This is a genomic window from Streptomyces lasalocidi (genome assembly GCF_005280215.1).
Lineage (GTDB): Bacteria > Actinomycetota > Actinomycetes > Streptomycetales > Streptomycetaceae > Streptomyces > Streptomyces longwoodensis.
In genome coordinates this window covers 3,493,763-3,519,778 of sequence record NZ_SZNQ01000001.1, presented here as the reverse complement: position 1 = coordinate 3,519,778, position 26,016 = coordinate 3,493,763, and the positions used below count along the sequence as shown (strand labels likewise).

Annotated in this window: 26 protein-coding genes; 15 read left to right on the top strand and 11 right to left on the bottom strand. The window is 72.5% G+C overall.

Annotated features, from left to right (window positions below; all coding sequences use genetic code 11):
- Window positions 1-62 precede the first annotated feature (62 nt).
- From E4U91_RS15645 to E4U91_RS15620, 4 genes are all read left to right on the top strand, one after another.
- Window positions 63-989 (top strand): DUF3027 domain-containing protein, encoded by a 927-nt coding sequence (locus E4U91_RS15645; RefSeq protein WP_137307441.1) that lies wholly within the window; start codon window positions 63-65, stop codon window positions 987-989.
- A 437-nt stretch (window positions 990-1,426) separates the two neighbouring features.
- Window positions 1,427-4,567, top strand: a complete 3,141-nt coding sequence (locus tag E4U91_RS15630; protein ID WP_137307440.1) for a sacsin N-terminal ATP-binding-like domain-containing protein — start codon at window positions 1,427-1,429, stop codon at window positions 4,565-4,567.
- Window positions 4,568-4,724: 157 nt separating this feature from the next.
- Window positions 4,725-5,651: a hypothetical protein gene (locus tag E4U91_RS15625; protein ID WP_137307439.1), complete on the top strand. Its 927-nt coding sequence runs from the start codon at window positions 4,725-4,727 to the stop codon at window positions 5,649-5,651.
- A gap of 222 nt (window positions 5,652-5,873) precedes the next feature.
- Window positions 5,874-6,668: a hypothetical protein gene (locus E4U91_RS15620; protein WP_137307438.1), complete on the top strand. Its 795-nt coding sequence runs from the start codon at window positions 5,874-5,876 to the stop codon at window positions 6,666-6,668.
- Window positions 6,669-6,682: 14 nt separating this feature from the next.
- On the opposite strand, the gene E4U91_RS15615 is transcribed toward E4U91_RS15620, so the two are convergent.
- The gene (locus tag E4U91_RS15615) at window positions 6,683-9,055 is read right to left on the bottom strand and encodes an HAD-IC family P-type ATPase (protein ID WP_137307437.1); all 2,373 of its coding nucleotides are present in this window, start codon (window positions 9,053-9,055) and stop codon (window positions 6,683-6,685) included.
- A 53-nt stretch (window positions 9,056-9,108) separates the two neighbouring features.
- Entirely contained in the window at window positions 9,109-9,396 is a 288-nt protein-coding gene (locus E4U91_RS15610) for a DUF2530 domain-containing protein (RefSeq protein WP_137307436.1), read from the bottom strand.
- A gap of 146 nt (window positions 9,397-9,542) precedes the next feature.
- Between E4U91_RS15610 and E4U91_RS15605 the strand changes: the two genes are divergently transcribed.
- Window positions 9,543-10,997, top strand: coding sequence for an NCS2 family permease (locus E4U91_RS15605; RefSeq protein WP_137307435.1), 1,455 nt, complete (start codon window positions 9,543-9,545; stop codon window positions 10,995-10,997).
- A gap of 19 nt (window positions 10,998-11,016) precedes the next feature.
- On the opposite strand, the gene E4U91_RS15600 is transcribed toward E4U91_RS15605, so the two are convergent.
- Window positions 11,017-11,199, bottom strand: a complete 183-nt coding sequence (locus E4U91_RS15600; RefSeq protein WP_137307434.1) for a ribbon-helix-helix protein, CopG family — start codon at window positions 11,197-11,199, stop codon at window positions 11,017-11,019.
- Between the two features lie 155 nt (window positions 11,200-11,354).
- On the opposite strand from E4U91_RS15600, the gene E4U91_RS15595 reads away from it, so the two are divergent.
- Window positions 11,355-11,792, top strand: a complete 438-nt coding sequence (locus E4U91_RS15595) for a MarR family winged helix-turn-helix transcriptional regulator (RefSeq protein ID WP_137307433.1) — start codon at window positions 11,355-11,357, stop codon at window positions 11,790-11,792.
- A gap of 31 nt (window positions 11,793-11,823) precedes the next feature.
- On the top strand, window positions 11,824-13,188 hold the full coding sequence (locus E4U91_RS15590) for an MFS transporter (RefSeq protein ID WP_137307432.1): 1,365 nt from the start codon (window positions 11,824-11,826) through the stop codon (window positions 13,186-13,188).
- Between the two features lie 77 nt (window positions 13,189-13,265).
- Here the strand turns inward: E4U91_RS15590 and E4U91_RS15585 are convergent, their stop codons facing one another.
- Both E4U91_RS15585 and E4U91_RS38095 read right to left on the bottom strand, forming a co-directional pair.
- Window positions 13,266-13,787 carry a hypothetical protein gene (locus tag E4U91_RS15585; RefSeq protein WP_137307431.1) on the bottom strand — a complete coding sequence of 174 codons (522 nt, stop codon included), beginning with the start codon at window positions 13,785-13,787 and terminating at the stop codon, window positions 13,266-13,268.
- A gap of 98 nt (window positions 13,788-13,885) precedes the next feature.
- Complete coding sequence (locus E4U91_RS38095; RefSeq protein WP_168218117.1) at window positions 13,886-14,047, bottom strand: hypothetical protein; 162 nt, start codon at window positions 14,045-14,047, stop codon at window positions 13,886-13,888.
- Between the two features lie 218 nt (window positions 14,048-14,265).
- Here E4U91_RS38095 and thpR point away from each other — a divergent pair, with 218 nt between their 5' ends.
- Window positions 14,266-14,838, top strand: a complete 573-nt coding sequence (gene thpR / locus E4U91_RS15580) for an RNA 2',3'-cyclic phosphodiesterase (protein ID WP_137307430.1) — start codon at window positions 14,266-14,268, stop codon at window positions 14,836-14,838.
- A gap of 133 nt (window positions 14,839-14,971) precedes the next feature.
- Here the strand turns inward: thpR and E4U91_RS15575 are convergent, their stop codons facing one another.
- Entirely contained in the window at window positions 14,972-15,967 is a 996-nt protein-coding gene (locus E4U91_RS15575) for an aldo/keto reductase (protein WP_137307429.1), read from the bottom strand.
- Between the two features lie 153 nt (window positions 15,968-16,120).
- Between E4U91_RS15575 and E4U91_RS15570 the strand changes: the two genes are divergently transcribed.
- Window positions 16,121-16,387, top strand: a complete 267-nt coding sequence (locus E4U91_RS15570) for a hypothetical protein (RefSeq protein WP_137307428.1) — start codon at window positions 16,121-16,123, stop codon at window positions 16,385-16,387.
- Window positions 16,384-16,791, top strand: a complete 408-nt coding sequence (locus E4U91_RS15565; RefSeq protein ID WP_137307427.1) for a type II toxin-antitoxin system VapC family toxin — start codon at window positions 16,384-16,386, stop codon at window positions 16,789-16,791. Before E4U91_RS15570 ends, E4U91_RS15565 begins: the two co-directional genes overlap by 4 nt.
- A gap of 20 nt (window positions 16,792-16,811) precedes the next feature.
- Here E4U91_RS15565 and E4U91_RS15560 read toward each other — a convergent pair whose 3' ends face one another.
- The 3 genes from E4U91_RS15560 to E4U91_RS15550 all read right to left on the bottom strand — a co-directional run bounded on the left by E4U91_RS15560 (window position 16,812) and on the right by E4U91_RS15550 (window position 18,847).
- Window positions 16,812-17,459 carry a maltokinase N-terminal cap-like domain-containing protein gene (locus E4U91_RS15560; RefSeq protein WP_137307426.1) on the bottom strand — a complete coding sequence of 216 codons (648 nt, stop codon included), beginning with the start codon at window positions 17,457-17,459 and terminating at the stop codon, window positions 16,812-16,814.
- Window positions 17,460-17,488: 29 nt separating this feature from the next.
- Entirely contained in the window at window positions 17,489-18,076 is a 588-nt protein-coding gene (locus tag E4U91_RS15555; protein WP_137307425.1) for a Uma2 family endonuclease, read from the bottom strand.
- A gap of 96 nt (window positions 18,077-18,172) precedes the next feature.
- Entirely contained in the window at window positions 18,173-18,847 is a 675-nt protein-coding gene (locus E4U91_RS15550; RefSeq protein ID WP_137307424.1) for a GDSL-type esterase/lipase family protein, read from the bottom strand.
- Between the two features lie 113 nt (window positions 18,848-18,960).
- Between E4U91_RS15550 and E4U91_RS15545 the strand changes: the two genes are divergently transcribed.
- The 4 genes from E4U91_RS15545 (at window position 18,961) to E4U91_RS15530 (ending at window position 23,051) form a co-directional block, all read left to right on the top strand.
- Window positions 18,961-19,983: a phage major capsid protein gene (locus E4U91_RS15545; RefSeq protein ID WP_137307423.1), complete on the top strand. Its 1,023-nt coding sequence runs from the start codon at window positions 18,961-18,963 to the stop codon at window positions 19,981-19,983.
- A 216-nt stretch (window positions 19,984-20,199) separates the two neighbouring features.
- A complete protein-coding gene (locus E4U91_RS15540) occupies window positions 20,200-21,720 on the top strand; it encodes a cellulase family glycosylhydrolase (RefSeq protein ID WP_137307422.1) in 1,521 nt (506 codons plus the stop codon).
- 139 nt (window positions 21,721-21,859) lie between these two features.
- Entirely contained in the window at window positions 21,860-22,774 is a 915-nt protein-coding gene (locus E4U91_RS15535) for an RpnC/YadD family protein (protein ID WP_137307421.1), read from the top strand.
- 28 nt (window positions 22,775-22,802) lie between these two features.
- Window positions 22,803-23,051 carry a hypothetical protein gene (locus E4U91_RS15530; protein ID WP_241678590.1) on the top strand — a complete coding sequence of 83 codons (249 nt, stop codon included), beginning with the start codon at window positions 22,803-22,805 and terminating at the stop codon, window positions 23,049-23,051.
- 51 nt (window positions 23,052-23,102) lie between these two features.
- On the opposite strand, the gene serC is transcribed toward E4U91_RS15530, so the two are convergent.
- Entirely contained in the window at window positions 23,103-24,221 is a 1,119-nt protein-coding gene (serC, locus tag E4U91_RS15525) for a phosphoserine transaminase (protein ID WP_137307420.1), read from the bottom strand.
- Window positions 24,222-24,473: 252 nt separating this feature from the next.
- Between serC and E4U91_RS15520 the strand changes: the two genes are divergently transcribed.
- Window positions 24,474-25,265, top strand: coding sequence for an alpha/beta fold hydrolase (locus E4U91_RS15520; RefSeq protein ID WP_137307419.1), 792 nt, complete (start codon window positions 24,474-24,476; stop codon window positions 25,263-25,265).
- Here the strand turns inward: E4U91_RS15520 and E4U91_RS15515 are convergent.
- Window positions 25,204-26,004 carry a DUF817 domain-containing protein gene (locus E4U91_RS15515; RefSeq protein ID WP_137307418.1) on the bottom strand — a complete coding sequence of 267 codons (801 nt, stop codon included), beginning with the start codon at window positions 26,002-26,004 and terminating at the stop codon, window positions 25,204-25,206. The genes E4U91_RS15520 and E4U91_RS15515 overlap by 62 nt on opposite strands.
- Window positions 26,005-26,016: the final 12 nt, after the last annotated feature.

Sequence of the window (26,016 nt, the reverse complement as noted above, 5' to 3'; positions counted from 1 at the left end):
CGTCCGCCCCACCGCCGGAGGCAACCGCACCCGAGAGACGGCGTAGGAGAGAAGCGATACCTGTGAGCGCAGCGACAACGCGAAGCCGCACCCCCGACCGTCTGTGCGCCGAGGCCGTCGACCTCGCCCGCGCCGCAGCGGAGGAGGCGGCCGCGCCCGGGGTGGTCGGCGCACACGTGGGGACGGTCTCCGAGGGGGACCGCGTCGTCACGCACTTCTTCGAGTGCCGCGAGCTCGGGTACCGCGGCTGGCGCTGGGCGGTGACCGTGGCCCGCGCCTCCCGCGCCAAGGCCGTCACCCTCGACGAGGTGGTGCTGCTGCCCGGCCCGGACGCCGTGCTGGCCCCGGAGTGGGTGCCGTGGAGCGAACGCCTGCGCCCCGGCGACATGGGCCCGGGCGACCTGCTCCCCACCGACGCGGAGGACCTGCGCCTGGAGCCCGGCTACACGGGCGAGGACGAGCCGCCGCCGAACTCGGCCGTCTCCGCCGAGATGGCCGACCTCGCGGAGGCGGAGGACGCCGACGTGACGGCCGGACCGCCGGCCGAGCTGCCCACCGCGCCGAGGCGGGGCTCCATCGCCGCCGTGGCCGAGGAACTGGGCATGCGGCGCGCCCGGGTGCTCTCCCGCTACGGCCTGCACACCGCGGCCGACCGCTGGGAGGAGGCGTTCGGCGCGAAGACCCCCATGGCGCAGGCGGCCCCCGCGGCCTGTCTCAGCTGTGGCTTCCTGGTGCCGGTCGGCGGCTCCCTCGGCCAGGCGTTCGGCGTGTGCGCCAACGAGTTCTCCCCGGCCGACGGCCGCGTGGTCTCCCTGACGTACGGCTGCGGCGGCCACTCCGAGGCCGCGGTGATGCCCAAGCCGCCGCGCCCGGCCGACCCGGTCATCGACGAGACCCGCGTCGACCCCTTCCCGCTGCGCCCGTCCCCGGACTCGGGCTCGGTCCCGGCGACCGCGGACGAGGAGTCGGCGGAACTCGGCCACTCCTAGGGGGTGTCTCGTCGATCAGGCCGGGCTCGCGGCGCCTGGCACCGCACCTCGCCGCGTTGTCGTCGGTCCCCGATGCTCCGCATCGACTCCCTCCTCCGCCTTGCGATGCACGGCACCAGACGCCGCTCCCTGATCCGGCCTGATCGACGAGACACCCCCTAGGGCCTGTCGTTTGGATCAGTCCGGCCCGGCCCACGGCGCCTTGTCGCCGACCCGAGCGGGGTCCGGCGCGTGCAGCTGCAAGCGGAGGAGGGCGGCGACGCGGAGCGTCGCCAACCGACGACAACGCCGCAGATGTGCGTGCCAGACCCCGCGACGCCGGGATGATCCAAACGACAGGCCCTAGGAGCGGGGGAGCCCCCCCCTGCCGGGTGGGCGGCGCAGGTCGGGGTCGGTGAGCGGTACCTTCGTCCTCACATCGACGAGGAGAAGGAACCGTGAGCAACTTCGTGCGGCCCGCGGCCGAGGGCGCCGACCCCTTCGGGACCGCCCGTCTGCGCCGGGGCGTCCTCGACGCCTGGGCCACCAGCCCCGCCCGCTTCCGTGAGGACGCCAACGCCGAGGAGGACCTGGTCCTCGGCGGGTACCGGGACCGGCTCGTCGTCGAGCTCGCCCAGAACGCCGCCGACGCCGCGGCCCGCGGCCGGGTGGCCGGCCGGCTGCTGCTGACCCTGCGCGACGGGGTGCTGGTCGCCGCCAACACCGGCGCGCCCCTGGACGCCGCCGGGGTCGAGTCGCTGGCCACGCTGCGGGCGTCCGCCAAGCGGGACAGCGAGGCGGTCGGGCGGTACGGCGTCGGCTTCGCGGCCGTGCTCGCCGTCACCGACGAACCGGCCGTGGTGAGCCGGCACGGGGGCGTGCGCTGGTCGCTGGCCGAGGCCCGCGACCTCGCCGGGGACACTGCCCGGCACAGCCCCGGCCTGGGCGACGAGATCCGGCGCCGCGACGGGCACGTACCGCTGCTGCGGCTGCCGTTCGCCGCCGAGGGCCTGCCGCCCGCGCCGTACGACACCGCCGTGATCCTGCCGCTGCGGGACACCGCCGCCGCCGGCCTCGCCGAGCGGCTGCTGCACGCCGTGGACGACGCCCTGCTGCTCGCCCTGCCCGGCCTCGAGGAGGTCGTCGTCGAGGTGGGCCAGGATGCCCCCCGCACCCTGCGGCGGACCACCGACGGGCCGGACACCGTTGTCGTCGACGACTCGCGCGACGGCACCACCCGCTGGCGCACCGCCGCCGCGCACGGCCCGCTGGCGGCCGGGCTGCTGGCCGACCGGCCCGTGGAGGAGCGGCTGCGGCCCCACTGGTCCGTCACCTGGGCGGTGCCCGTCGACGCGGACGGCGCCCCGGCGCGGCCGCGCACCGCGCCCGTCGTGCACGCGCCCACCCCCAGCGACGAGCCCCTCGGTGTGCCCGCGCTGCTGATCGCGTCCCTCCCGCTGGACACCACGCGCCGGCACGCCGCGCCCGGCCCGCTGACCGACTTCCTGGTGGAGCGCGCCGCCGACGCGTACGCCGAGCTGCTGGCCGGGTGGCGGCCGGTGGGCCCCGGCGTCATCGACCTCGTGCCCGGCCCGCTCGGCAAGGGCGAGCTGGACGGCGCGCTGCGCCGGGCGGTCCTGGAGCGGCTCCCGCGCACCGCGTTCCTGCCGCCGGCCGTCGCGCCCGGGGAACTCGGGGAGCCGGGGGAGGAGGGGGACGACGACCTGCCCGAGGCGCTGCGGCCGCGGGACGCCGAGATCGTCGAGGGCGCCGGCGCCGACACCGTGCGGGTGCTGGCCGAGGTGCTGCCGACGCTGCTCCCGGCGGGCCTGGAGCGCCGCGTGGAGCTGCGGACCCTCGGCGTCGCCCGGGTCCCCCTCGCCGACGCCGTCGACCGGCTGGCCGGCCTGGAGAAGGACCCCGGCTGGTGGTACCGGCTCTACGACAGCCTCGCCGGCGTCGACCCCGACCGGCTGTCGGGGCTGCCGGTGCCGATGGCCGACGGGCGGACGACGATCGGGCCGCGCCAGGTGCTGCTGCCGACGCCCGAGGCCGCCGGGGTGGACACGGACGTGCTGGCCCGCCTCGGCCTCAAGGTCGCCCACGCGGACGCCGCGCACCCGCTGCTGGAGAAGCTCGGCGCGCTGCCCGCCACGCCCCGGGCGGTGCTGACCACCCCGCAGGTGCGGGCCGCGGTGGCCGCCTCCCTGGACGACGATCCCGGCGCCTGGGACGCGGACACCCCGGACGCCGAGGAGCTGGCGGACACGGTGCTGGCGCTGGTGCGGGACGCGGGCCTGGAGCCCGGCGACGAGCCCTGGCTGGGCGCGCTCGCCCTGCCCGACGAGGACGGCGAGCCGGTGCCCGCCGGGGAACTCGTCCTGCCCGGCAGCCCGTTCGCCGAGGTGGTCCGGGAGGGCGAACTGCCCTTCGTGGACGCCGACCTGGCCGCCCGGTGGGGCGAACAGCCGCTGGCCGCCTGTGGCGTGCTCGCGGACTTCGCGCTCGTGCGGGCCACCGACGTCGTGCTGGACCCGGACGAACTGGAGCCCCGGGACGGCGACTTCGCCGAGCCCGACGACGCGGGGCTGCTGGACGCCGTCGACGTGTGGTGCGAGGACGTCCTCGACCGGTTCCCGGACAGCCCCGTCCCGCCGGTTGCCACCGAACTGGTCGCCGTGCGCGACCTCGACCTCGTCGACGACGGCCAGTGGGCCCGGGCGCTCGCCCTGCTGGCCCGGCCGCCGCTGCGCGACGCCCTGATCCAGCCGGTGCGGATCCTGCTGCCCGACGGCACCCACGAGGTCGTACGGCCGTACACCGCCTGGTGGTTGCGCGGGCACCCGGTGCTCGACGGGCGGCGCCCGGCCGGGCTGCTGGCGGCCGGCGGCGACCCGCTGCTGCGCGGCCTGTACGACGAGGCCGACGCGACCGGCTTCGACGACGAGCAGGTGCTGCGCGCGCTCGGGGTCCGCACGTCGGTGGCGGCGCTGCTGGAGGAGCCGGGCGGCGCGGCCGAGCTCCTGGACCGCCTGGCCGACCCGGACCGCACCGTGACCGCCGCGCAACTGCACGGCCTGTACGGCGCGCTGGCCGAGCTGGACCCCGAGCGGGTGACCCTGCCGGACGAGCTGCGGGCCGTGGTCGACGGGCGGGTGGAGGTGGTGGACGCCGCCGACGCGGTGGTCGTGGACTCCCCGGACCTGCTGCCCTTCACCGCGGGAGTGCCGCTGCTGCCGGTCCGCCCGGGCCTGGCCGCCGAGCTGGCCGAGCTGTTCCAGGTGCGCCGGCTCAGCGAGTCGGTCACCGGCGGGGTCGACTCCGAGGGCACCGAGCACGACGTACCGGAGCCGGTGCGGGTGCTGCTCGGCCCGCTCACCCCGCGGACCTACGTCGAGCACGAGGAACTCGTCGTGGACGGCGTGGAGATCGACTGGCGGCTGACCCGTGACGGCGTGCTGCACGCCGCCACCCTGGAGGGCGTGGCCGCGGGCCTCGCCTGGGCGGCACGCCAGTGGCCGCGCCGCTTCGAGGTCGCGGCCCTGCTCGAAGACCCGTCGCGCACCGAGGAGTTGGCCCGGGACCGGTGGTTCGACTGATGCGCGCACAAAATCTTCACGGGGGCGTACAACCATTCGCGTGCGCCGTGGATCTGATCATGTGAGCCAACAGGCTCCGCGATCATTTGGGCCCCCCGCGAGGACGAGTCGATGGGACCGACCCGCCGGGGGCCCCCTTTTCCCACCGGGGGAAAACATGCGCATCCGCGCCACCGTGGCCGCCCTCAGCGGCGCCCTGGTCCTGTCCGCCCTCGCCGTGCCGGCCGCGACGGCCGCCGACGGCGGTCCCAGCAAGCAGGACGTCGTCCGCGCCGCCCTGAAGGCCGCCGACGGCAAGTCCGCGTACACCGGGTCGACCGGCACCGACACCGGCACCCCGTACCCGCTGAGCGTCACCTTCTCCAACGTCAAGGTCAACGGCGGCAAGCCGATCGTGGCCGGCCCCACCGGTCACGTCGTCGCGCCCGTCACCTACACGGTCACCCACGGGGCGGACGTCGACCTCCGGGCCGACGACACCTGGGTGGACGTCACGCTCTACCGGGGCTCCTACGACGAACCGGCCAACTTCCTGGAGGGCGACAACTGGCCGGTGTGCACCGCGGTGTCCGCCACGGTCGACACCTGCAAGGGCACCGTCGACGTCCGCCCGGCCGAAGACCTGTACAACGCCGACGCCACCACCTGGAAGGCGACCGGCTACGTCATCGACTGGAACGACGTCGACCCGTACAGCACGGACGACATCGACTGGAGCAAGGTCGGCGTCGCCGACCAGGACAACCTGGCCACGACGCGCCTGCAGCGCCGCTCGGCCGTGACGGTCAACGCCTCGCCCGAGCCCGTCCGCAAGGGCGCGACGATCACCGCGACGGGCCGCCTGACCTACGCCAACTGGAACACCGGCGCCTACTCCGGCTACGCCGGCGTGTACGCGCAGCTCCAGTTCCGCAAGGCGGGCACCACCACGTACTCGACCGTCAAGAGCGTGAAGACCACCTCGACCGGCGGCCTGAGCACCACCGTCAAGGCGAGCGTGGACGGCTACTGGCGCTACAACTTCGTCGGCACCAACACCGCCCCGGCGATCGCCGCCGCCGGCGACTACGTCGACGTGCGCTGACCAGGCCGCAAGGCACCAGGCACCACCGCGTCCGCCCGCCCCGGAAGCCGTCCGGGGCGGGCGGACGCGCCAGTCGTCCGGGCCGGTCCCCGGCCGGTCACCATCCGCCGGCCAACCGGTCGCAAAGACCTCACCAACCCCTGCAACCCCGTGGGTCCCTCGCGGATCTGATCATGTGAGTCACCAGACTCCACGATCCACTCCTCCCACTGGGGAACGCACATGCGCATACGCGCCACCGCCACCGTCGCCGTCTCACTCGGCGCGCTGGCCCTCACCGCCCTCGCCGCGCCCGCCGCGCAGGCGACCGGTACCACCGGCCCGGCCGTGACCTTCTCCGCCGTCAAGGTCAACGGCGGCCACGGCATCGTGGTCGGCGCCTCGGCCAAGGTCGCGGCCCCGGTCACCTACACCGTGACCAAGCCCGCCGCCCTGAGCACCGGTTCCTTCCAGAGCGGCCCGGTCCTGTACCGCGGCGCCGCCATCACCTCCCCGTCCGACCTGTTCATCAGCGACGAGCCGGGCACCTGCACGGCGGCCTCCTCGACCGTGCTGCACTGCAAGGCCACGATCTTCCTCGACAGCGCCCACGGCGACCTGGTCAACACCGAGGCCGGTGCCTGGAAGGTCGGCGCCCTCGCCGTCGACTCCGCCAACCACGCCACCTGGAAGGGCGACCTGGGCTCGGCCGCGGTCCAGCGCCTGTCCAAGCTGACCGCCGACGCCTCGCCCGAGCCGGTCCGCAAGGGCGCCACGATCACCGTCACCGGCAAGCTGTCCCGCGCCAACTGGGAGGCCCACACCTACGCCGGCTACGCGAGCCAGCCGGTGAAGCTCCAGTTCCGCAAGAAGGGCAGCACCGCCTACACCACGGTCAAGACCGTCACGACCTCCTCGACGGGCGCCCTGAGGACCACTGTGAAGGCCACCGCGGACGGCTACTTCCGCTACACCTTCGCGGGCACCCCGACGACCCCGGCCGTCTCCGCGGCCGGCGACTTCGTCGACGTCCGCTAGACAGCGGCAGCCCTCTAGACGGGGAAGCGTCGGTCGACCCACCGCCACACCAGCTCCAGGGCGGCCGACGCCACCGCCGCGACGCCCACGGCGATCCACGGCATCGTCACCCCCACCAGCTTCAGCGCGAAGAAGTGCTGGAGCCACGGCACGACCAGCACCACCAGGAACGCCACGCCCATCGCGGCGACCAGCAGCACCCGCCACCAGGTGTACGGGCGGGCGATGATCGCCAGGATCCACAGGGAGATCAGGAACAGCGTGAGGGTCGCCGCGCTGGTCTCCGCGTCCAGCGACCCGGCGCCCGTGTAGTGGTGACGGGCGATCAGGTACGTCACGAAGGTCGCCACCCCCGCCACCACGCCGCCCGGCACGGAGTACCGCATGACCCGCCGGACGAAGTGCGGCCGGGCCCGCTCCCGGTTCGGGGCGAGGGCCAGGAAGAACGCGGGCACGCCGATGGTGAGCGTGGACAGCAGGGTCAGGTGGCGTGGCAGGAAGGGGTACTCCACCTGCCAGCACACCACCAGCAGCGCCAGCAGCACCGAGTAGACGGTCTTCACCAGGAACAGCGTCGCCACCCGCGTGATGTTGCCGATGACCCGGCGCCCCTCCGCCACCACCGACGGCAGCGTGGCGAAGCTGTTGTCGAGCAGCACGATCTGCGCCACGGCCCGGGTGGCCTCGGACCCGGCACCCATCGCGACGCCGATGTCGGCGTCCTTGAGCGCCAGCACGTCGTTGACGCCGTCGCCGGTCATCGCGACGGTGTGCCCGCGCGACTGGAGCGCGCCGACCATGTCCCGCTTCTGCTGCGGGGTGACCCGCCCGAACACCGTGCCCTCGTCGAGCGCCTCGGCCATCGCCTCCGGCTCCCCGGGCAGCCGCCGCGCGTCGACGGCGCTGCCGCTGAGCCCCAGCTTGGCGGCGACCGCGCCCACGGAGACCGCGTTGTCGCCGGAGACGACCTTCGCCCGGACGTCCTGCTCGGCGAAGTAGCGCAGGGTGTCGGCGGCGTCCGGCCGCAGCCGCTGTTCCAGGACGACCAGCGCGGCCGGCTCGGCGCCCTGGGTGACGTCGGTGTCGTCGAGGGCGCGCTCGGCGCGGGCCAGCAGCAGCACCCGCAGGCCGTCCTCGTTGAGCCGCTCGGTCTCTGCCAGCGCGGGGTGCCCGTCGTCCAGCAGCACGTCGGGGGCGCCCAGCAGCCAGGTGCTGCTCGCGCCGTCGCCCTCGTCGAAGGTGGCGCCGCTGTACTTGCGGGCGGAGGAGAAGGGCAGGGCCCCGGTGTGGCGCCACTCCCCGGTGTCGGGGTAGGCGTCGACGATCGCCCGCAGGGAGGCGTTGGGGCGCGGGTCGGACGCGCCGAAGGCGCCGAGCACCCGGTGCAGGGAGGACTCGTCGTGGCCGTCGAGGGCGCGCAGCGCGGTGACGTCCATGCCGCCCTCGGTGAGGGTGCCGGTCTTGTCGAGGCAGACGGTGTCGACACGGGCCAGGCCCTCGATGGCGGGCAGTTCCTGGACGAGGCACTGTTTGCGGCCGAGCCGGACGACGCCGATCGCGAAGGCCACGGAGGTGAGCAGCACCAGGCCCTCCGGGACCATCGGGACGATGCCGCCGACGGTGCGGGCGATCGAGTCCTTGACGTCGTTGTTCTTCACGAACAACTGGCTGACCACCAGGCCGATCGCGGTCGGGACCATCATCCAGGTGACGTACTTGAGAATGGTGGAGATGCCGGAGCGCAGCTCGGAGTGGACCAGGGTGAAGCGGGACGCCTCCTCGGCGAGCTGGGCGGCGTAGGCCTCGCGGCCCACCTTGGTGGCGCGGAAGGCGCCGCCGCCGGCGACCACGAAGCTGCCGGACATGACCGGGTCGCCGGGGTGTTTGACGACCGGGTCGGCCTCACCGGTGAGCAGTGACTCGTCGATCTCCAGCCCGTCGGCCTCCGCGCACACCCCGTCGACCACGATCTTGTCGCCGGGACCGATCTCCAGCAGGTCGTCCAGGACGATGTCCGAGGTGGCGACCGGCACGGCGGCGCCCTCGCGCCGTACGACGGGCCGGGTCTCGCCGATCACCGCGAGCGAGTCGAGGGTCTTCTTCGCGCGCCACTCCTGGACGATGCCGATCCCGGTGTTGGCGACGATCACGAAGCCGAAGAGGCTGTCCTGGATGGGCGCGACGGCCAGCATGACCAGCCAGAGCACGCCGATGACCGCGTTGAACCGGGTGAAGACGTTCGCCCGGACGATCTCGCCGAGCGAGCGGCTGCTGCGCACCGGAACGTCGTTGACCTGACCGCGGGCGACGCGCTCGGCGACCTCGGCGGCGGTGAGCCCCGTCGCCCGGTGCGCCGGGACGGCGGGGGCGGCGTCGGTGTGGGTCATGCCTTCGACGGTACGTGCGGACGGGGGGCTTCACCCGCCGGAGGTCCCGAAGATCAGACCAGGGGAGGAGCCGGATCCTGCGGGGGTAGGACGTGTGCCCGCTCGAGGGCCGCTTCGCGTCGGCGGACGTACCAGATGCCGATCAGGCCGAGCCCGCCCCCGGCCAGGCAGGTCCACACCCACCACGCGTGGCCGTGGTCGTCGAACCAGCCGTAGAAGGGCAGCTGCACGAGGAAGAGGACGAACCAGAGGACCGTGCCGCCGACGACGGTCGCGACCACGGGCCCTTCCAGGGGCTCCGGCGCCTCGTGCTTCGGGGATCCCGAAAAAAGTCCGGCCATGCCGCACAGCTTACGAGGCCCGGGGCGGACCGCCGCCGTCCCCCGCGTCCCCACGGGGTCTACGCGCGGAGATGGCCAACCCTGGCTTCATATGTTCATACTGAAACCGTTTGTCTATGACCGGTTCCGTTCGTAGGAAAGTATCAATGGCCCCCACCTCGGCCCCTTCCCAGGCCCCCGCGTCCGAGCAGCCCGGCGGCACGCCCGGCCACGGCGCACTCGACCGCTACTTCAAGATCTCGGAGCGGGGCAGCACGCTGGCGCGTGAGGTCCGCGGTGGTCTCGCCACCTTCTTCGCGATGGCCTACATCATCGTGCTGAACCCGATCATCCTCGGCAGCGCGAAGGACATGTACGGCCACCAGCTGGACAACGGCCAGCTGGTCACCGCGACGGCCGTGACGGCGGCGTTCACGACGCTGCTGATGGGCGTCGTCGGCAACGTGCCGATCGCGCTGGCCGCCGGCCTCGGCGTGAACTCGGTCGTCGCGCTCCAGCTCGCCCCGCGCATGGCCTGGCCCGACGCCATGGGCATGGTCGTGCTGGCCGGCCTCGTGGTGATGCTGCTGGTCGCCACCGGACTGCGCGAGCGGGTCATGAACGCGGTGCCCTTCGGCCTGCGCAAGGCCATCAGCATCGGCATCGGCCTGTTCATCATGCTGATCGGACTGGTCGACTCCGGCTTCGTCTCCCGCATCCCCGACGTCGCCCAGACCACCGTCCCGCTCCAGCTCGGCGGCGACGGCCACCTCAACGGCTGGCCCGTGCTGATCTTCGTGCTCGGCGCGCTGCTCACCCTCGCGCTGATCGTGCGCAAGGTCCCCGGCGCGATCCTCATCTCGATCGTCGCGATGACCGTGCTCGCGATGATCGTCGAGGCGGTCGCGAAGGTGCCCTCCTGGGGCCTGACCACCCCGAAGTGGCCCGGCAACCCGGTCGGCGCCCCCGACTTCGGCCTGCTCGGCAAGGTCAGCCTGTTCGGCGGCTTCGACAAGGTCGGCGTGCTGACCGGCGTGCTGTTCGTCTTCACCGTGCTGCTGTCGTGCTTCTTCGACGCGATGGGCACGATCATGGGCGTCTCCGACGAGGCCAGGCTGACCGACGCCCAGGGCCAGATGCCCGGCATCAACAAGGTGCTCTTCGTCGACGGCATCGCCGTCGCGGCCGGCGGCGCCAGCTCCTCCTCGGCCACCACCTGCTTCGTGGAGTCCACCGCAGGCGTCGGCGAGGGCGCCCGCACCGGCTTCGCCAACGTGGTCACCGGCGCGCTGTTCGCCGTGGCGCTGTTCCTCACCCCGGTGGCGACGATGGTCCCGTCCCAGGCGGCGACCCCGGCGCTGCTCGCGGTGGGCTTCCTGATTCTGGCGGGCTCGGTGAAGGAGATCGACTGGGCCGACTACACGATCGCGGTCCCGGCCTTCATCACCATGGTGATGATGCCGTTCACCTACTCGATCACCAACGGCATCGGCATGGGCTTCATCACCTTCACGGTGCTGCGGCTGGCGGCCGGCCGCGGGCGGGAGGTGCCGGTGGCCATGTACGTGGTCTCCGCGGTCTTCGCCTTCTACTACCTGATGCCGGCCCTGGGTCTGACCTGACCGGCCCCCGGGTCCGCCCTCAGGTGAGCCCGTAGAACTTTTCCGTCTCCTCGACGGCGGACTGGAACCGCTCGTCGAAGTCGGTGCGGATGAGCGTCCGGACGACATAGTCCTGGACGCTCATTCCTCTTTTCGCGGCATGGTGCCGGAGCCGCTCGAGCAGGACGTGGTCCATTCGCAGGCTGAGCACGCTGGTCCCCATGGCTACGAGGGTCGCGGGACGGTTCGGGGTGATGCGTGCCGTTCCGCGCTCGTATCACCCGTTCGAGTGATCTCGGCGCACAGTGGCAGGGATCACTGCGCGCCGGCGTGCCTCCAGGCGTTCTTTAGCGAGGGTAATGAGTTAAGCTAAAGAACATGCCGGACCTCACCCATGGCGACGACGCTGCCGCCGTGAACTCCCTCAGATCCGCCGTGATGCGGCTCTCGCGCCGCCTGAAGCACCAGCGGGTCGACGAGTCGCTCAGCCCGACCGAGATGTCGGTGCTCGGCACGCTGTCGCGCTGCGGCAGCGCCACCCCGGGCGAGCTCGCCCGCAAGGAGCACGTCCAGCCGCCGTCGATGACCCGCATCGTGGCGCTGCTGGAGGCCAAGGGCCTGGTCCGGCTGGAGCCGCACCCCGAGGACCGCCGCCAGAAGGTCGTCACCAGGACCGAGCAGGCCGAAAGCATGCTCGCGGAGGCCCGCGCCAAGCGGAACGCCTTCCTGGCGCACCTGGTGGACGGCCTGGACGAGGACGAGTGGGCCAAGCTGCGCGCTGCCGCCCCCGTGCTGGAGAAGCTCGCACACCTGTAAGCAGTCACCGTCATCGAGGAGGCGAACCCTTTTGAGTACGGGATCCGGAGCAGCTTCCGCCCCCGCACCGCGCACCCGACCCGACTCCCCGCCCACCCCGGGACCCGCCCGCAGGTCCTCGATGTTCAGCTCCCTGAGGATCAGGAACTACCGCCTGTTCTTCCTCGGCCAGGTCGTCTCCAACATCGGCACCTGGATGCAGCGCATCGCCCAGGACTGGCTGGTCCTCAGCCTCACCGGTTCCGCCACGGCCGTCGGTGTCACCACGGCCCTGCAGTTCCTGCCGATGCTCCTGTTCGGCCTCTACGGCGGTGTCCTCGTCGACCGGCTGCCCAAGCGCCCCACCCTGCTGTTCACCCAGGCCGCGATGGCCGTCACCGGCGTCGTCCTGGCGGTGCTCACGCTCAGCGGCCACGTCCAGGTGTGGCACGTCTACCTCGCCGCCTTCGCGGTCGGCCTGGCCACGGTCCTCGACAACCCGGCCCGCCAGTCGTTCGTCTCCGAGATGGTCGGCCCCGGGCAGCTGCAGAACGCGGTCAGCCTGAACTCCGCCAACTTCCAGTCCGCGCGCCTGGTCGGGCCGGCCGTCGCCGGCCTGATGATCACCGGCGTGGGCACCGGCTGGGCGTTCCTCTTCAACGGCCTGTCGTTCGTCGCGCCCATCGCCGGGCTGCTGCTGATGCGCGCCCGCGAGCTGCACGTCGTCGAGCGCGCGCCGCGCGGCAAGGGCCAGCTGCGGGAGGGCCTGCACTACGTCGCCGGGCGCCCGGAGCTGATCTGGACCATCGTCCTGGTGGGGTTCGTCGGCACGTTCGGCTTCAACTTCCCGGTGTACCTGTCCGCCTTCGCCGACGACGTCTTCCACGCGGGCGCCGGGTCCTACAGCCTCTTCAACACCTTGATGGCCGTCGGCTCGCTGGCCGGCGCCCTGCTCGCGGCCCGCCGCGGCACGGCCAAGCTGCGGGTGATGATCGCGGCGGCGGCGCTGTTCGGCGCGCTCGAACTGGTCGCGGCGGCGGCGCCCTCGCTGTGGCTGTTCGCGCTGCTCATGGCGCCGATCGGGATGTTCGGCATGACGATCAACGTCAACGCCAACACCGCCATCCAGATGGGCACCGACCCGGCCATGCGCGGCCGCGTGATGTCCCTCTACATGATGGTCTTCCTGGGCGGCTCCCCGGTCGGCGCGCCGATCGCGGGCTGGATCACGGACGCGTACGGCGTGCGCGCGGGCCTGGCGGTCGGCGGCGCGATCTCGGCCGCCGCGGCCGTCACCGTCGGTCTGGTCCTGGCCCGGGTGGGCGGCCTGCGCCTGGCGGTGGCCTGGGACCACGGCCACCCGAAGCTCCGCTTCGTCCCCCGGGAACGCCAGCAGGAACTGGCCCGGGCGGCGTGAGCGCCGGCGGGTGATCGGTGCGGGTCCCTTCGCGCGCCGCACCGGCCCGCGCGCCCGGCTGCCGTCGCGGGCGCCGGTCAGATCCCGCCGGACTTGACGGGGAACGTCACCAGCCGGGCGACGACCGTGGAGGAGGCATCGGTGACGGCGAAGGCGACGGGTGCCTCCAGGGAGCTGAGATCCCCTTGGGTCGGGAACTGCGTGACGTCCTCGGTCACCAGGACCAGCGGGTCCACCGCCGACGCCACGACGTCCTCACCGTCCGGGCCGCTGAGGGTCAGGGTGACGGGTACGACGTCGAGCAGCTCGTACGTCAGCGGCAGGTGCCGGGAGATCCGCAGCGCGCCGGCCGAGCCGGTGTCGGCGTCGGCCTGGGCGAGCGTGACCGTGCGCCCGTCGGGGAGCTCACCGGTGACCTGGAAGCCGACGGGGCGCAGGGTCACGCTGTCGTGCGGGGCGTCCGGGTTGACGTCGACGCGCTCCTTGATGCCGCCGCGCAGGTCCACCTGCACGGTGGCACCGCCGATCTCCAGGGTGGCTCCCATGGCGAGCATCGAGCGGGGGATCTCGGAGCCGATGGGCGGCAGGCCTGTGGACATTCCTTCGCACCTTCCTGTGCCGGGCCAGGCCGGACGCCTGGACACCTCCGCCGCCCATGCTCGGCGTCCGGCCGCGCCCCGTCGGTGAGAACCACCCGTCACTCACCCGTACGGGGAGGCGGCACCGTCGGCGCCGGGCGGGCCGGCCAGAGGGCGCTCAGCGCGAACACTGTGGTGAGGAAGGACGAGCCGAAGAACAGCGGGAAGCGGCCCATCCGGTAGGAGGCGGCCGCAGACCAGGAGCCGTCCGGTCGCTGCATCCGGGCGAGCCGGGCGCGGCGCTCGTCCTGGCCGGCCGTGACGCCCGGGCGGTCGGCGGCCAGGACCCGCAGGGCGACTTCCAGGACGCTGCCGGTGACCGCCGACGCGCCGGTACCGGTCCGCTCCAGGGCACGGCGGGCCGGTGCGGTCAGCGGACGGGCCGGGTGACCGGGGCACGGATGAGCGAACGGGCGTGCGGACGCGAGAGGGTGGCTCCATGAGACTCTTCGCCGCCGTGCTGCCCCCCGAGGACGTCACCCGGGAGCTGGCCGTGGAGGTGGCCGTGCTGCGGGGGCTGCCCGGGGCCGGGGGGCTGCGGTGGACCGAGCCGACCGGGTGGCACTTCACGCTCGCGTTCTACGGCGAGGTCGACGACGCCACCGTGCCCGCGCTGTCGGCGCGGCTGGAGCGGGCCGCGCACCGCGGCGCGCCCTTCGAGCTGGCCCTGCGCGGCGGCGGGCAGTTCGGGCACGGCCGCGCCCTGTGGACCGGCGCGCACGGCGACCTGCCCGCGCTGCGGCTGCTCGCCGAGCGCGCGGAGGCCGCCGGCCGCAAGGCCGGGATCGACCTGGGCGAGCACCGCCGCTACAAGGCCCACCTCACGCTCGCCCGCAGCCGCACCGCCGTCGACACCCGGCCGTGGGTCGACGCCCTGGCCGGTTTCACCGGCCGGACCTGGACCGTCGCCGAGCTGGTGCTCGTCCGCAGCCACCTGCCCGTCTCCGGCGTGCCCGGTCGGCAGCCCCGCTACGAGCCGGTCGGCCGCTGGGCGCTCGGCGCGGCCGGTTAGGCTCGGGTACGTGGACCCGAAGACCCGGAACCGGATCATGGCCGGTGCGCTCGTGCTGTTGTTCGTCGTGGTGGCGGTGGCGGCGGCCGTCGGCAGGTAGCCCGACGCCCGCCGGCCACCGCCGGCCCGGCCCCTACCAGGCGAACGCCTCCGGCGACGGTCCGGGACCCGGGAAGATCTCGTCCAGGCCCGTCAGCAGCTCCTCGCCCAGCTCCAGCTCGACCGCCCGCACCGCGGACTCCAGCTGCTCCGCCGTGCGCGGACCGACGATCGGACCCGTCACCCCGGGACGCGTCAGCAGCCACGCCAGCGCGGCCTCGCCCGGCTCCACGCCGTGCTTGTCCAGCAGGTCCTCGTACGCCTGGATCTGCGCCCGGCCCGCCGGGTCGGCCAGGGTGTCCGCGGCACGCCCGGAGGCCCGCCGGCCGCCCTGGACCTCCTTCTTGATGACCCCGCCCAGCAGACCGCCGTGCAGTGGCGACCAGGGGATCACACCGAGGCCGTAGTCCTGCGCCGCCGGGATGACCTCCATCTCGGCACGCCGCTCGGCGAGGTTGTACAGGCACTGCTCGCTGACCAGGCCGATGGTGCCGCCGCGGCGGCAGGCGACCTCGTTGGCCTGGGCGATCTTGTAGCCGGGGAAGTTGGACGAGCCGACGTACAGGATCTTGCCCTGCTGGACCAGGACGTCGATCGCCTGCCAGATCTCCTCGAACGGCGTCGACCGGTCGATGTGGTGGAACTGGTAGACGTCGATGTGGTCCGTCTGGAGCCGCTTGAGCGACGCGTCCACGGCGCGCCGGATGTTCAGCGCGGAGAGCTTGTCGTGGTTGGGCCAGACCGTCTCGCCGTCGGTGTCCATGTTGCCGTACACCTTGGTGGCGAGGACCACCTTGTCGCGGCGGCCGCCGCCCTGGGCGAACCAGTTGCCGATGATCGACTCGGTGCGGCCCTTGTTCTCGCCCCAGCCGTACACATTGGCGGTGTCGAAGAAGTTGATGCCCGCGTCCAGCGCCGCGTCCATGATCGCGTGGCTGTCCGCCTCGTTCGTCTGCGGTCCGAAGTTCATCGTGCCGAGGACCAGTCGGCTGACCTTGAGTCCGGTGCGTCCGAGCTGCGTGTACTCCATGCCACCCAGCCAACGGCGTGGAGTGCGCTCTAGGCAAGCGACAGAACTCCGGGCGTTCGGCCGGGATCACCTCCTCGACCTCGCCCGGCAACGTCACGTCGACGTTCGGGCGGAGGCGCGCTCTGTAATAGTTTTGGTATTACACTCGTTTCCATGGCTGCCCAGCGAGCTGGAAACACCGAGAATGTCTCCATCTCCCTGCCGACCGACCTGTTGGCGGTGCTGCGGGAGAGGACCGGGAGACGGGGCCTGTCCTCGTACATCGCCGAGGCCGTCAGGCACCAGCTCGAGATGGACGGTCTCGCGGAGATCGTCGCCGCTCAGGAAGCGGAGCACGGCCCGCTGACGGAGGCGGAGATCGAGGCCGCGTCCCGCGAGCTCTTCGGTGAGGTGCAGAGCAAGGGGGAGCACGCGGCGTGAAGGAGGACGCCGTCAGCTCGGTCGTCCTCGACTCGGAGGCGCTGTCGCTGCTTCTGCGCAACGACCGTCGGCTGACGGCCAAGATCGAAGCAATCCGAAGAGCAGGTGTCCCGGTCCGTATCTCCGCGCTCACCATCGTTGAGGCGGTGCACGGGAAGACCGACATGCCGCGGCTGCAGTGGTATCTCTCCCGGCTTCGCGTGGAGGCAGTGACCTCGGAGGACTCACTTGCGGCCGTGAACCTGTTGCGGGAGGCCGGTGGGCTGCACGGGCACAAGCACGCGATCGACGCGCTCGTGGCGGCGATGGCCCTGCGCGCGCCGGCACCTGCGCTGATTCTCACCTCCGACCGGGACGACTGGACCAGGCTCTGCGGTGACCGAGTGGTCATCCGGGACGTCTGACCCCGGGGTCGCTCGACGGGTCAGGCGTGTTCCCGCGGCACCAGCGTCGCGAAGACCGCTCGCGTGCGGTCGCCCTCCGGTGACTGCCAGGCGCCGGTGACGTGGCCCAGGGCTTCCGCGGGGTGGGGGCCGGGGGTGAGGCGGCGGTGGACGTGGAGGGCCGTGCCGTCCGCCGTCGGGACGGTCGTGCCGGTGGCCGTGTCGGTGACGGTGGCCGGCCGGGTGGGGACGGTGAGGGCCGGGCCGGTGTAGGCGTGGGTGACCTCGTGGTCGGGGGTGTCGGTGAGGCTCTGGGCCTGGGCCTGGACGCGGCCCTCGAACAGGGCGAGCAACTGCGCCTGGAACACGGGGTCGTGGCAGCCGTCGTAGACCCAGCGGGTGCCGAGGACGCCGTGCTCCGTCGTGCCGATGAGGGCGTGGTCGGCGCCGGCGAGCGGGGCGCCGCGGTAGGTGAGGGGGACGTGGTAGGCGACGGGAGCGGCGCCGGAGGTGTCGAGGGCGACCATGAACTCGATGCCCACCTCGCCCTCCGGGTCGTCCAGCCGGAACCCGCCCGGCCGCGACAACTCGGGCCCGCCGTCACCGACGTACCAGGGACGCGTGGGCAGCCAGTCGGTGAGCAGTTCCAGCTTGGTGGGCTTGAGCGTGGTCCGGTGAATGATCGCCATACGACGTGATTCTGACAGCAGCCACCCGCTCAGTCGCGGGGAAAGTCCTGGGTCCTCAGGGTCAGGCCGAGCACCGTGTCCGTCATGTCGACGTCGGCTCCGAAGGCCACGGAGAGTTCGCTGACGTACTCGCCGTCCTTGGGCCGGGTGTAGAGGTGGCACCTGCCCTGGTACGGGTCGGCGATGAGGTAGGCGGGGACCTCGGCGAAGGCGTAGGCGGTCTTCTTGGGACCGTAGTCGTTCTGGGCCGTGCCCTGGGAGATGACTTCGGCGACGAACTCGACGTCCGTGCAACGCCAGCGTCCGGCCGCGTCCTTCCTTGCGCCGTCGCGGAGTTTGACGACGTCCGGCGCGTAGCCGTTCAGCTTGCCGGGGAAGTCGATCCGCACGTCGGACAGGACCGGAACGTCCACCCCGAACCGGTCCTCGATCGCCCGGACGATCCGACGGATGATGCTCCAGTCGATGTCCCGCTGCGGCGCCCTGAAGACGATCCCCTCGACGATCTCGACCCGGTGGCCCTCGGGGGTGGTCCGCTCGATCGACTCGAACAGCTCGTCCAGAGTCGGCTCGCCGCTGTCGTCGGCCATCTCGGTCCTGTCTGCGAGGACGGTCATCGTGGCGCTCCCCCCGGCCGCCTCACGGACGAGTGCGGCCGCGCGGTACAACGACACGCACGGTGACCAGGGCACGCCCCGGCCCCGCGCCCCCCGTCACCCCGCGTACGGCCCGCCCAGCCCCCACGCCTGGTGCATGGCGTCCGCGAAGGCCGCCGCGAGCTTGTGTTCGCCGTGCGCGTTGGGGTGGGTGCCGTCGTACGTGTCCGTGTGCAGGTCGTACGAGGCGGGCAGGGATGCGAGCAGCAGGGGGGAGCCCGGCTCGTCCAGGTCGGCGAGGGTCTTCGCGAGGAGCTCGTTGAAGGTGGTCACCTGGTCGCCGAACGACGCGTCGGAGGCCGCGCGGACGTTGGGGACGACCGGCAGTACGACCATGCGGACGTGCGGGTCGGCCCGGCGCGCGGCGGCCACGAACGCGCGGACGTTGTCCGCCGTCTGCTCCGGGTTGGTGTAGAAGCCGAGGTCGATCAGGCCGAGGGCGACGAGCAGCACGTCGGCCCGTTCGCGCCGCACCGCGTCCTCGACCAGCGGCGCCATGTGCAGCCAGCCCTCGCCCCAGCCGGCCAGGTGGGCGCGCGGGAAGTCCGGCTCGGCGTAGGCGTACGACGTGGGCGCGTCGGTCCGCGGGTCGTACAGCGTCTCGCGCGGGCCGACGAGGGTGAACGGACCGTCGTACGTGGCGCACAGGTGCCGCCACATCCGGTACCGCCACGTGTGTTCCCCCGCGCTGCCGATGGTCTGGGAGTCGCCGACCGGCATGAACCTGAGCATCCGCTCATCATGAACGATCGGCGTCCGCGGTGGGATGTGAGGGTCACCACCCCGGGTCGGCCGCGGCCCGGTGACCGCGGCCCACCGCGGCCCCCGGATGGCACGCTTGGCCCATGCGCCGTCGACTGCTCGCCCACGTGTCCGTCCACGTGTCCGCCCTCGGGGTCCTCCTCGTCGGCGCCCTCGCCGTGCCCGCCGCCGCTGCCGGGGACGGTGACGGGCGGTTCACCGTCGAGGACCCGCGCATCACCGAGTCCAGCGGCCTCGCCGCGTCCCGGCTGCACCCCGGGATCTACTGGACCCACAACGACAGCGACGACGGCCCCTACCTCTACGCCGTCGACAGCGCGACCGGCAGGACGGTCGCCCGCGTCACCCTCGCCGGCATCGGGCGGCCCCGGGACGTCGAGGCCATCTCCATCGGGCCCGGCAACGAGATCTACGTCGGCGACATCGGCGACAACCTCGGCGGGAGCTGGCCCTACGTGTGGATCTACCGGCTGCCCGAGCCGAAGGAGCTCAAGGACCAGACCGTGCGGGCCACGCAGTACGTCGTCACCTACTCCGACGGCCCCCGCGACGCCGAGTCCCTGGTCGTGCACCCGAAGACCGGGCGCGTCTACATCATCGACAAGAACGAGGACGGCGGGCACCTCTACGAGGGCCCCGCGCAGCTGACGGCGTCCGCGCGGCCCGGCTCCAACGTCTTCCGGCCCGTCGCCCCCGTCGACCTGTGGGCCACCGACGCGGCCTTCTCCCCGAACGGCGAACAGCTCGCCGTGCGCGGCTACTTCGGCGGCATCGCCTACGACTGGAAGGACGGCCGGCCGAAGAAGACCGGGCGGCTGAACGTGCCGCTGCAACGGCAGGGCGAGTCCGTCACCTACTCCGCCGACGGCAGCAAGCTGATGTACGGGAGCGAGGGCGCCGGCAGCGAGGTGGTGCCGGAGGACGCGCCGGGGGGCGGGTCGTCGTCCTCGTCGTCCTCGTCGTCCGGTGGGTCGTCGGCGTCGGCGGGGTCGGGGAGCGGGTCGTCGGGCGGCGGGCTGGACGGGGGTGCGCGGACGGCCGTCGTCGCCGTGGTCGTCGTGGGCGCGGCGGTGTTCGGGCTGCGGCGGCTGGTGCGGCGGCGGTAGCCCGGCAGGGGCGGTCCGGTGGTCCCGCGGGGTGGTCCGGCGGGGTGGTCCGGCGGTCAAGGGGAAGTGTTCCGGGGGCCGTTGCCGTCGGCTCGTTGCTGTGAAGGGTGCGCATTCTCTTGACGTGTGCATGGGAGCTGGTTCCATAGGGGACGAGGGTGATGGGAGCGCTCCCATCGATTCCGGACCCTCGCCTTCCGAAAGGATGCAGCGAGCATGTTCCGCACCTTGAGAAGAGCGCTGTGCGCCGTCGCCGCCGCGCTCCTGCTGCCGCTGGGGGCCGGCGCGCACGCGGCCCACGCGGCGGACACCGCCGCCGGCGCCGGGTACTGGCACACCAGTGGCCGCCAGATCCTCGACGAGGCCGGGCAGCCGGTCCGCATCGCCGGGATCAACTGGTTCGGCTTCGAGACCGCCAACTACGTCGTCCACGGCCTGTGGTCCCGCGACTACAAGAGCATGATCGACCAGATGAAGTCGCTGGGCTACAACACGATCCGCGTCCCGTACAGCGACGACATCTTCAAGCCCGGGACGGTCCCGGCCGGCATCGACTTCTCCAGCGGCAAGAACGCCGACCTCCAGGGGCTGACGTCCCTCCAGGTCCTGGACAAGCTCGTCGCGTACGCCGGCCAGGACGGCCTGAAGGTCATCCTGGACCGCCACCGCCCGGACTCCTCGGGCCAGTCGGCGCTCTGGTACACCTCCGCCGTGCCGGAGTCGACGTGGATCGCCAACCTCAAGGCGATGGCGACGCGTTACCAGGGGCAGGACACGGTCGTCGGAATCGACCTGCACAACGAGCCGCACGACCCGGCCTGCTGGGGCTGCGGCGACACGGCCACCGACTGGCGCCTGGCGGCCCAGCGGGCGGGCAACGCGGTGCTGTCGGTCAACCCCAAGCTGCTGGTCTTCGTGGAGGGCGTGCAGACGGTCAACGGTGTGTCCGGCTGGTGGGGCGGCAACCTGATGGGCGTCGCCCAGTACCCGGTCCAGCTCGACGTCGCCAACCGGGTGGTGTACTCGGCGCACGACTACGCGACCAGCGTGGCGCAGCAGACCTGGTTCAGCGACCCGGCGTTCCCCGCCAACATGCCCGGCATCTGGGACAAGTACTGGGGCTACATCTTCAAGCAGAACATCGCCCCCGTCTGGGTGGGGGAGTTCGGCACGACCCTGCAGTCCACGGTGGACCAGAAGTGGCTCGCGGCGCTGGTGTCCTACCTGCGCCCCACGTCGACGTACGGCGCCGACAGCTTCAGCTGGACCTACTGGGCCTGGAACCCCAACTCCGGTGACACGGGCGGCATCCTGAAGGACGACTGGGCGACCGTCGACACCGCCAAGGACAACTACCTGGCGAGCATCAAGGCACCGGGCTTCCCGGGCACCGGCGGCGGGGGCGGTGGGGGCGGTGGCGGTGGCGGCAGCACGACCCCGACCTGCTCGGCCGCCTACACCGTCACCAGCGACTGGGGCACCGGCTTCAACGCCGAGGTGAAGGTCACCAACACCTCGACCACGGCCGTGAAGTCCTGGAAGGTCACCTGGACCTGGTCGGGCTCCCAGCACGTGACGAACATGTGGAACGCGACCTACACCCAGACCGGCGCCACGGTCACCGCGACCAACGCCGCCCACAACGGAGCGCTCTCCACGGGCGCCTCGGCCACCCTGGGCTTCGGAGCGACCCCGGCCGCCGGCACCACCCCGACGGTCACCTGCACGGCGACCTGACCCCACACCCCGGAACACGAGGGGCGCCCGCTGCCTCCGGGCGCCCCTCGCCGGACACCACGGGCTTGATCACCCGTCCGGGGGAACATCGCCGGGTTAACCCCTGCACGGAGGTGGTCGTCCCCCTACGTTGCGGATCATGGTCAGCACAGCGCACGAGGCGATGCACCGGATTTTCCGCGAGGATCCGCACCTCTTCGCCCGAGTCCTGCCCCGCGCGGGCATCCCGTTCCCCGAGGCCACCTCGATCGAGCCGCTGGACACGGACCTCACCGAGATCAGGCCCGTGGAGCGCCGGGTGGACAGCTTGTTCCGGGTGCATACGGAGGGCGAGGAGGGCGGGTTCCTGCTCGCCGTCGAGGCGCAGGGCAGACCGGACGCGGACAAGCCAAGCAGCTGGACGTACTACCTGGCGCACCTGTACGCCAAGTACCGGCTGCCACCCATCCTGCTGGTCGTGTGCAGGGACAAGACGACCGCGGCATGGGCCGCCGAGCCCATCCGCATCGGCCGTCGCGTCCACACGAGCATGGTGGTGTTCCCGCTGGTCCTCGGACCCGGCAACCTGCCCGCGATCACCGACCCGGAGGAGGCGGCCGGCGACCTCGCCCTCGCCGTCCTCTCCGCACTCGCCCACGCCAAGGACCCGGGCCATCCTGCGATACTGGACGCACTGGCGGCGGCGCTGTCAGGCGTCGAGAGGGAACAGGCCTACAGCTGGGCGGAATTCACCGAAACAGGTCTGGGCGACGCCCGGGCAAGGACGTTGTGGAGGGAACTCTTGTCGACGTACACGCTTCGCTTCCCCGGTAGCGGCACCATCATCGAGGAGGCCATCCTCAAGGGCCGGGAAGAGGGCCGGGAAGAAGGCCGTGAGAAGGCTCGGGCGGAGGACATCCTCCGGGTATTGCGCGTGCGGGGCATCGAGGTGCCTGATGCCGTGCGAGAGCGGGTCGGTTCCTGTGTGGACCTCGATGTGCTCGGGACCTGGCTGGACCGGGCCGTGACCGTCGGGTCGGCCGATGAGTTGTTCGTGGAGCCGTCCGAGGCGTGAGCCGTCCGAAAGGGCGTGCGGAGATCTCTTGTCAACGTATCGGATTCGCTTCCCCGGTACCGGCACCATCATCGAGGAGGCCATCCTCAAGGGCCGGGGAGATAGCCGGGGCGAGGACATCCTCCGGGTGCTGCGCGTGCGGGGCATCGAGGTGCCTGATGCCGTGCGGGAGCGGGTCGGTTCCTGTGAGGACCTCGACGTGCTCGGGACCTGGCTGGACCGGGCCGTGACCGTCGGGTCGGCCGACGAGCTGTTCGTGGAGCCGGCCGGGGCGTGACGCGAAGGGGGCGCCCGGAGTTCCGGGCGCCCCCTTCGTCTGTGCCGTGTGTCAGAGGTGGTCGATCACGTAGTCGATGCACTTCGTCAGGGCTTCGACGTCCGTCGGGTCGACGGCCGGGAACATGGCGACGCGGAGCTGGTTGCGGCCGAGCTTGCGGTAGGGCTCGGTGTCGACGATGCCGTTCGCGCGCAGCACCTTGGCGACGGCGGACGCGTCGATGTCGTCCGAGAAGTCGATCGTGCCGATGACCTGGGACCGCTTCGCCGGGTCCGTGACGAACGGGGTCGCGAACTTCACGTCCTCCGCCCAGCCGTACAGCGTGCGCGCCGACGTGGCCGTGCGGCGGACCGCCCAGTCCAGGCCGCCCTGGCCGTTGAACCACTCCAGCTGCTCGTTGAGCAGGAACAGGGTGGACAGCGCCGGGGTGTTGTACGTCTGGTTCTTGCGCGAGTTGTCGATCGCCGTGGGCAGGCTGAAGAACTCCGGCACGTGGCGGCCGGACGCGTGGACCCGCTCGGCCCGCTCCAGCGCCGCCGGCGAGAAGACGCCGATCCACAGTCCGCCGTCGGAGGCGAACGACTTCTGCGGGGCGAAGTAGTAGACGTCCGTCTCGGAGACGTCCACCGGCAGCCCGCCCGCGCCCGACGTGGCGTCGACCAGCACCAGCGCGCCCTCGTCGGCCCCGGCCACCCGCTTGATCGGCATGGCCACACCGGTCGAGGTCTCGTTGTGCGTGAACGCGTACACGTCCACGCCCTCCTCGGCCCGTGCCTCCGGGTGCGTGCCCGGGTCGGCGGAGATCACGGTCGGCTCGGCCAGCCACGGCGCCAGCTTGGCGGCCTTGGCGAACTTCGAGCTGAACTCGCCGAAGCTGAGGTGCTGCGACTTGTTCTCGATCAAGCCGTGGGTCGCGATGTCCCAGAACGCCGTCGAGCCGCCGTTGCCGAGGACCACTTCGTAGCCGTCGGGCAGGGAGAACAGCTCCGAGATGCCCTCGCGCACCTTGCCGACCAGGTTCTTGACCGGGGCCTGGCGGTGGGAGGTGCCCAGGAGCGACGTGCCGGTGGCGGCGAGGGCGTCCAGCGCCTCGGTCCGCACCTTGGAGGGACCCGCGCCGAAACGTCCGTCCGCGGGCTTGATGTCAGAGGGAATCCGGATCTCAGCCACGAGGGGGAGGGTAGCCGTTCCGGGAAACCTGGGCGAAACGTCGTCCGTCGGGTGAGACGGCCACCGCACGGCCCCCCGAACGGCCCGGCACGGTTCTCGTCCGGCCCGGGCACGGCCCCCGCCCGACCCCCGCAGGGCCACCGCACGGCTCGGCGGCAGAGCCCGCCCCGCGCCGCGCGGTCGTGTTGCGCGGCCTTCCGGGCCCGGCGGAGACTGGCAGGGCGGAGGCCGCCCCGAGGGAGGACGCACACCATGGGCACGTACGTGGAACTCCCCGGCGTCCGGACCTGGTACGAGACCGACGGCACCGGCGACCCGCTGCTCCTGCTGCACGGCGGCCTGTGCACCAACGACACCTGGGGCGCCCAGCGCGGCGACCTCGCCGCCCGCTTCCGGGTCCACCTCCCCGAACGCCGCGCGCACGGCCACACGCCCGACGTCGAGGGACCGCTGTCGTACCGGGACATGGCCGACGACACGGCCGCCTTCCTCGACCGGGTCGTCGGCGGCCCCGCCCACCTGGTCGGCTGGAGCGACGGCGCGATCGTCGCGCTGCTCGTCGCGATCGCCCGTCCCGACTTGGTGCGCAAGGTCGTCGCCATCTCCGCCAACTTCCGGCCGGGGCCCGAGAGCAGTGTGACGCCCGAGATGTTCGCGCACATGTCGCCCGACGCCCCCGACATGGCGATGTTCCGCACGATGTACGAGGCCGTGTCGCCGGACGGCCCCGCCCACTGGCCGGTCGCCGCCGGCAAGGTCCTCGACATGATCCGCACCCAGCCCGACATCCCCACCGCCGACCTGGGCCGCATCACCGCCCCCACCCTCGTCCTGGTCGGCGACGACGACCTGATCGCGCCGGAGCACACCCTCGCCCTGTACCGCGCGGTCCCCGGTGCCGAGCTGGCCGTGGTGCCCGGCACCTCCCACGCCCTGCCGATGGAGAAGCCCGACCTGGTCAACCGGCTGATCCTGGACTTCCTCACGAACGAGCCGGTGCCGACCCTGTTCCCCGTCCGCCGGTCGCAGCCAGCACGAACGTGATGCTGATCAGCAGGGACCAGGCGCCGAACTTGTCCACCCCGACCGGCTCCCAGCCGTGGAGCTGGTACGGGTAGCGCCAGGCCCCCACGTACGTGGCGAGGTTCTCCGCCACCCAGAGGAAGAACCCGATCAGCACGAACGACAGGGCCAGCGGCATCCGCCGGCGCACCCCGCGCACCGTGAACTGCACCCAGGTGCCCGCGGTCACCACCAGCAGCAGCGCGGCCAGCGGCAGCCGTACGTCGGGCAGCCAGTGGTGGGTGAAGAAGTTGGCGTACACGGCCGCGGCCACCACCGCCGTGGCCCGCGGGCGGTAGCGGACCAGCTCCAGGCCGAACAGGTGCCAGGCCCGGCACACGTAGCTGCCGACCGCCGCGTACAGGAAACCCCCGTACAGCGGCACGCCCGCGAACTTCAGCACGGCCGGCTCCGGGTAGCTCCACGACCCCAGGGACACCTTCACCAGCTCGAAGGCGAGCCCGATGACGTGGCAGGCGGCGATCACGACGACGTCCCGCCCGGTCTCCCGGCCGCGCCGCCAGAACAGCGCCGTCAGCAGCACGCCGTAGACCACGAGCAGGTCGTAGCGCGCCACAGGCAGCCGCGGCAGCAGCGTGGACGCCGCCACCCCGGTGAGCAGGCAGATCGCGAACGCGCACGCCCGGGTCTGCGTCCAGGCGAAGTCGAGCAGGTGGCGCAGGGCGGCGGAGAGCGGGGCGGTGAGGGAGGTCGTGAGCATGGTGTCCCGTAG

Coding starts and splice junctions, on each gene's coding strand:
- E4U91_RS15625 (WP_137307439.1), top strand. CDS start 4,725: ATGCGCATCCGCGCCACCGTGGCCGCCCTCAGCGGCGCCCTGGTCCTG.
- E4U91_RS15620 (WP_137307438.1), top strand. CDS start 5,874: ATGCGCATACGCGCCACCGCCACCGTCGCCGTCTCACTCGGCGCGCTG.
- E4U91_RS15615 (WP_137307437.1), bottom strand. CDS start 9,055: ATGACCCACACCGACGCCGCCCCCGCCGTCCCGGCGCACCGGGCGACG.
- E4U91_RS15610 (WP_137307436.1), bottom strand. CDS start 9,396: ATGGCCGGACTTTTTTCGGGATCCCCGAAGCACGAGGCGCCGGAGCCC.
- E4U91_RS15605 (WP_137307435.1), top strand. CDS start 9,543: ATGGCCCCCACCTCGGCCCCTTCCCAGGCCCCCGCGTCCGAGCAGCCC.
- E4U91_RS15600 (WP_137307434.1), bottom strand. CDS start 11,199: ATGGGGACCAGCGTGCTCAGCCTGCGAATGGACCACGTCCTGCTCGAG.
- E4U91_RS15595 (WP_137307433.1), top strand. CDS start 11,355: ATGCCGGACCTCACCCATGGCGACGACGCTGCCGCCGTGAACTCCCTC.
- E4U91_RS15585 (WP_137307431.1), bottom strand. CDS start 13,787: ATGTCCACAGGCCTGCCGCCCATCGGCTCCGAGATCCCCCGCTCGATG.
- E4U91_RS38095 (WP_168218117.1), bottom strand. CDS start 14,047: ATGCAGCGACCGGACGGCTCCTGGTCTGCGGCCGCCTCCTACCGGATG.
- thpR (WP_137307430.1), top strand. CDS start 14,266: ATGAGACTCTTCGCCGCCGTGCTGCCCCCCGAGGACGTCACCCGGGAG.
- E4U91_RS15575 (WP_137307429.1), bottom strand. CDS start 15,967: ATGGAGTACACGCAGCTCGGACGCACCGGACTCAAGGTCAGCCGACTG.
- E4U91_RS15570 (WP_137307428.1), top strand. CDS start 16,121: ATGGCTGCCCAGCGAGCTGGAAACACCGAGAATGTCTCCATCTCCCTG.
- E4U91_RS15560 (WP_137307426.1), bottom strand. CDS start 17,459: ATGGCGATCATTCACCGGACCACGCTCAAGCCCACCAAGCTGGAACTG.
- E4U91_RS15555 (WP_137307425.1), bottom strand. CDS start 18,076: ATGACCGTCCTCGCAGACAGGACCGAGATGGCCGACGACAGCGGCGAG.
- E4U91_RS15550 (WP_137307424.1), bottom strand. CDS start 18,847: ATGCTCAGGTTCATGCCGGTCGGCGACTCCCAGACCATCGGCAGCGCG.
- E4U91_RS15545 (WP_137307423.1), top strand. CDS start 18,961: ATGCGCCGTCGACTGCTCGCCCACGTGTCCGTCCACGTGTCCGCCCTC.
- E4U91_RS15540 (WP_137307422.1), top strand. CDS start 20,200: ATGTTCCGCACCTTGAGAAGAGCGCTGTGCGCCGTCGCCGCCGCGCTC.
- E4U91_RS15535 (WP_137307421.1), top strand. CDS start 21,860: ATGGTCAGCACAGCGCACGAGGCGATGCACCGGATTTTCCGCGAGGAT.
- E4U91_RS15520 (WP_137307419.1), top strand. CDS start 24,474: ATGGGCACGTACGTGGAACTCCCCGGCGTCCGGACCTGGTACGAGACC.
- E4U91_RS15515 (WP_137307418.1), bottom strand. CDS start 26,004: ATGCTCACGACCTCCCTCACCGCCCCGCTCTCCGCCGCCCTGCGCCAC.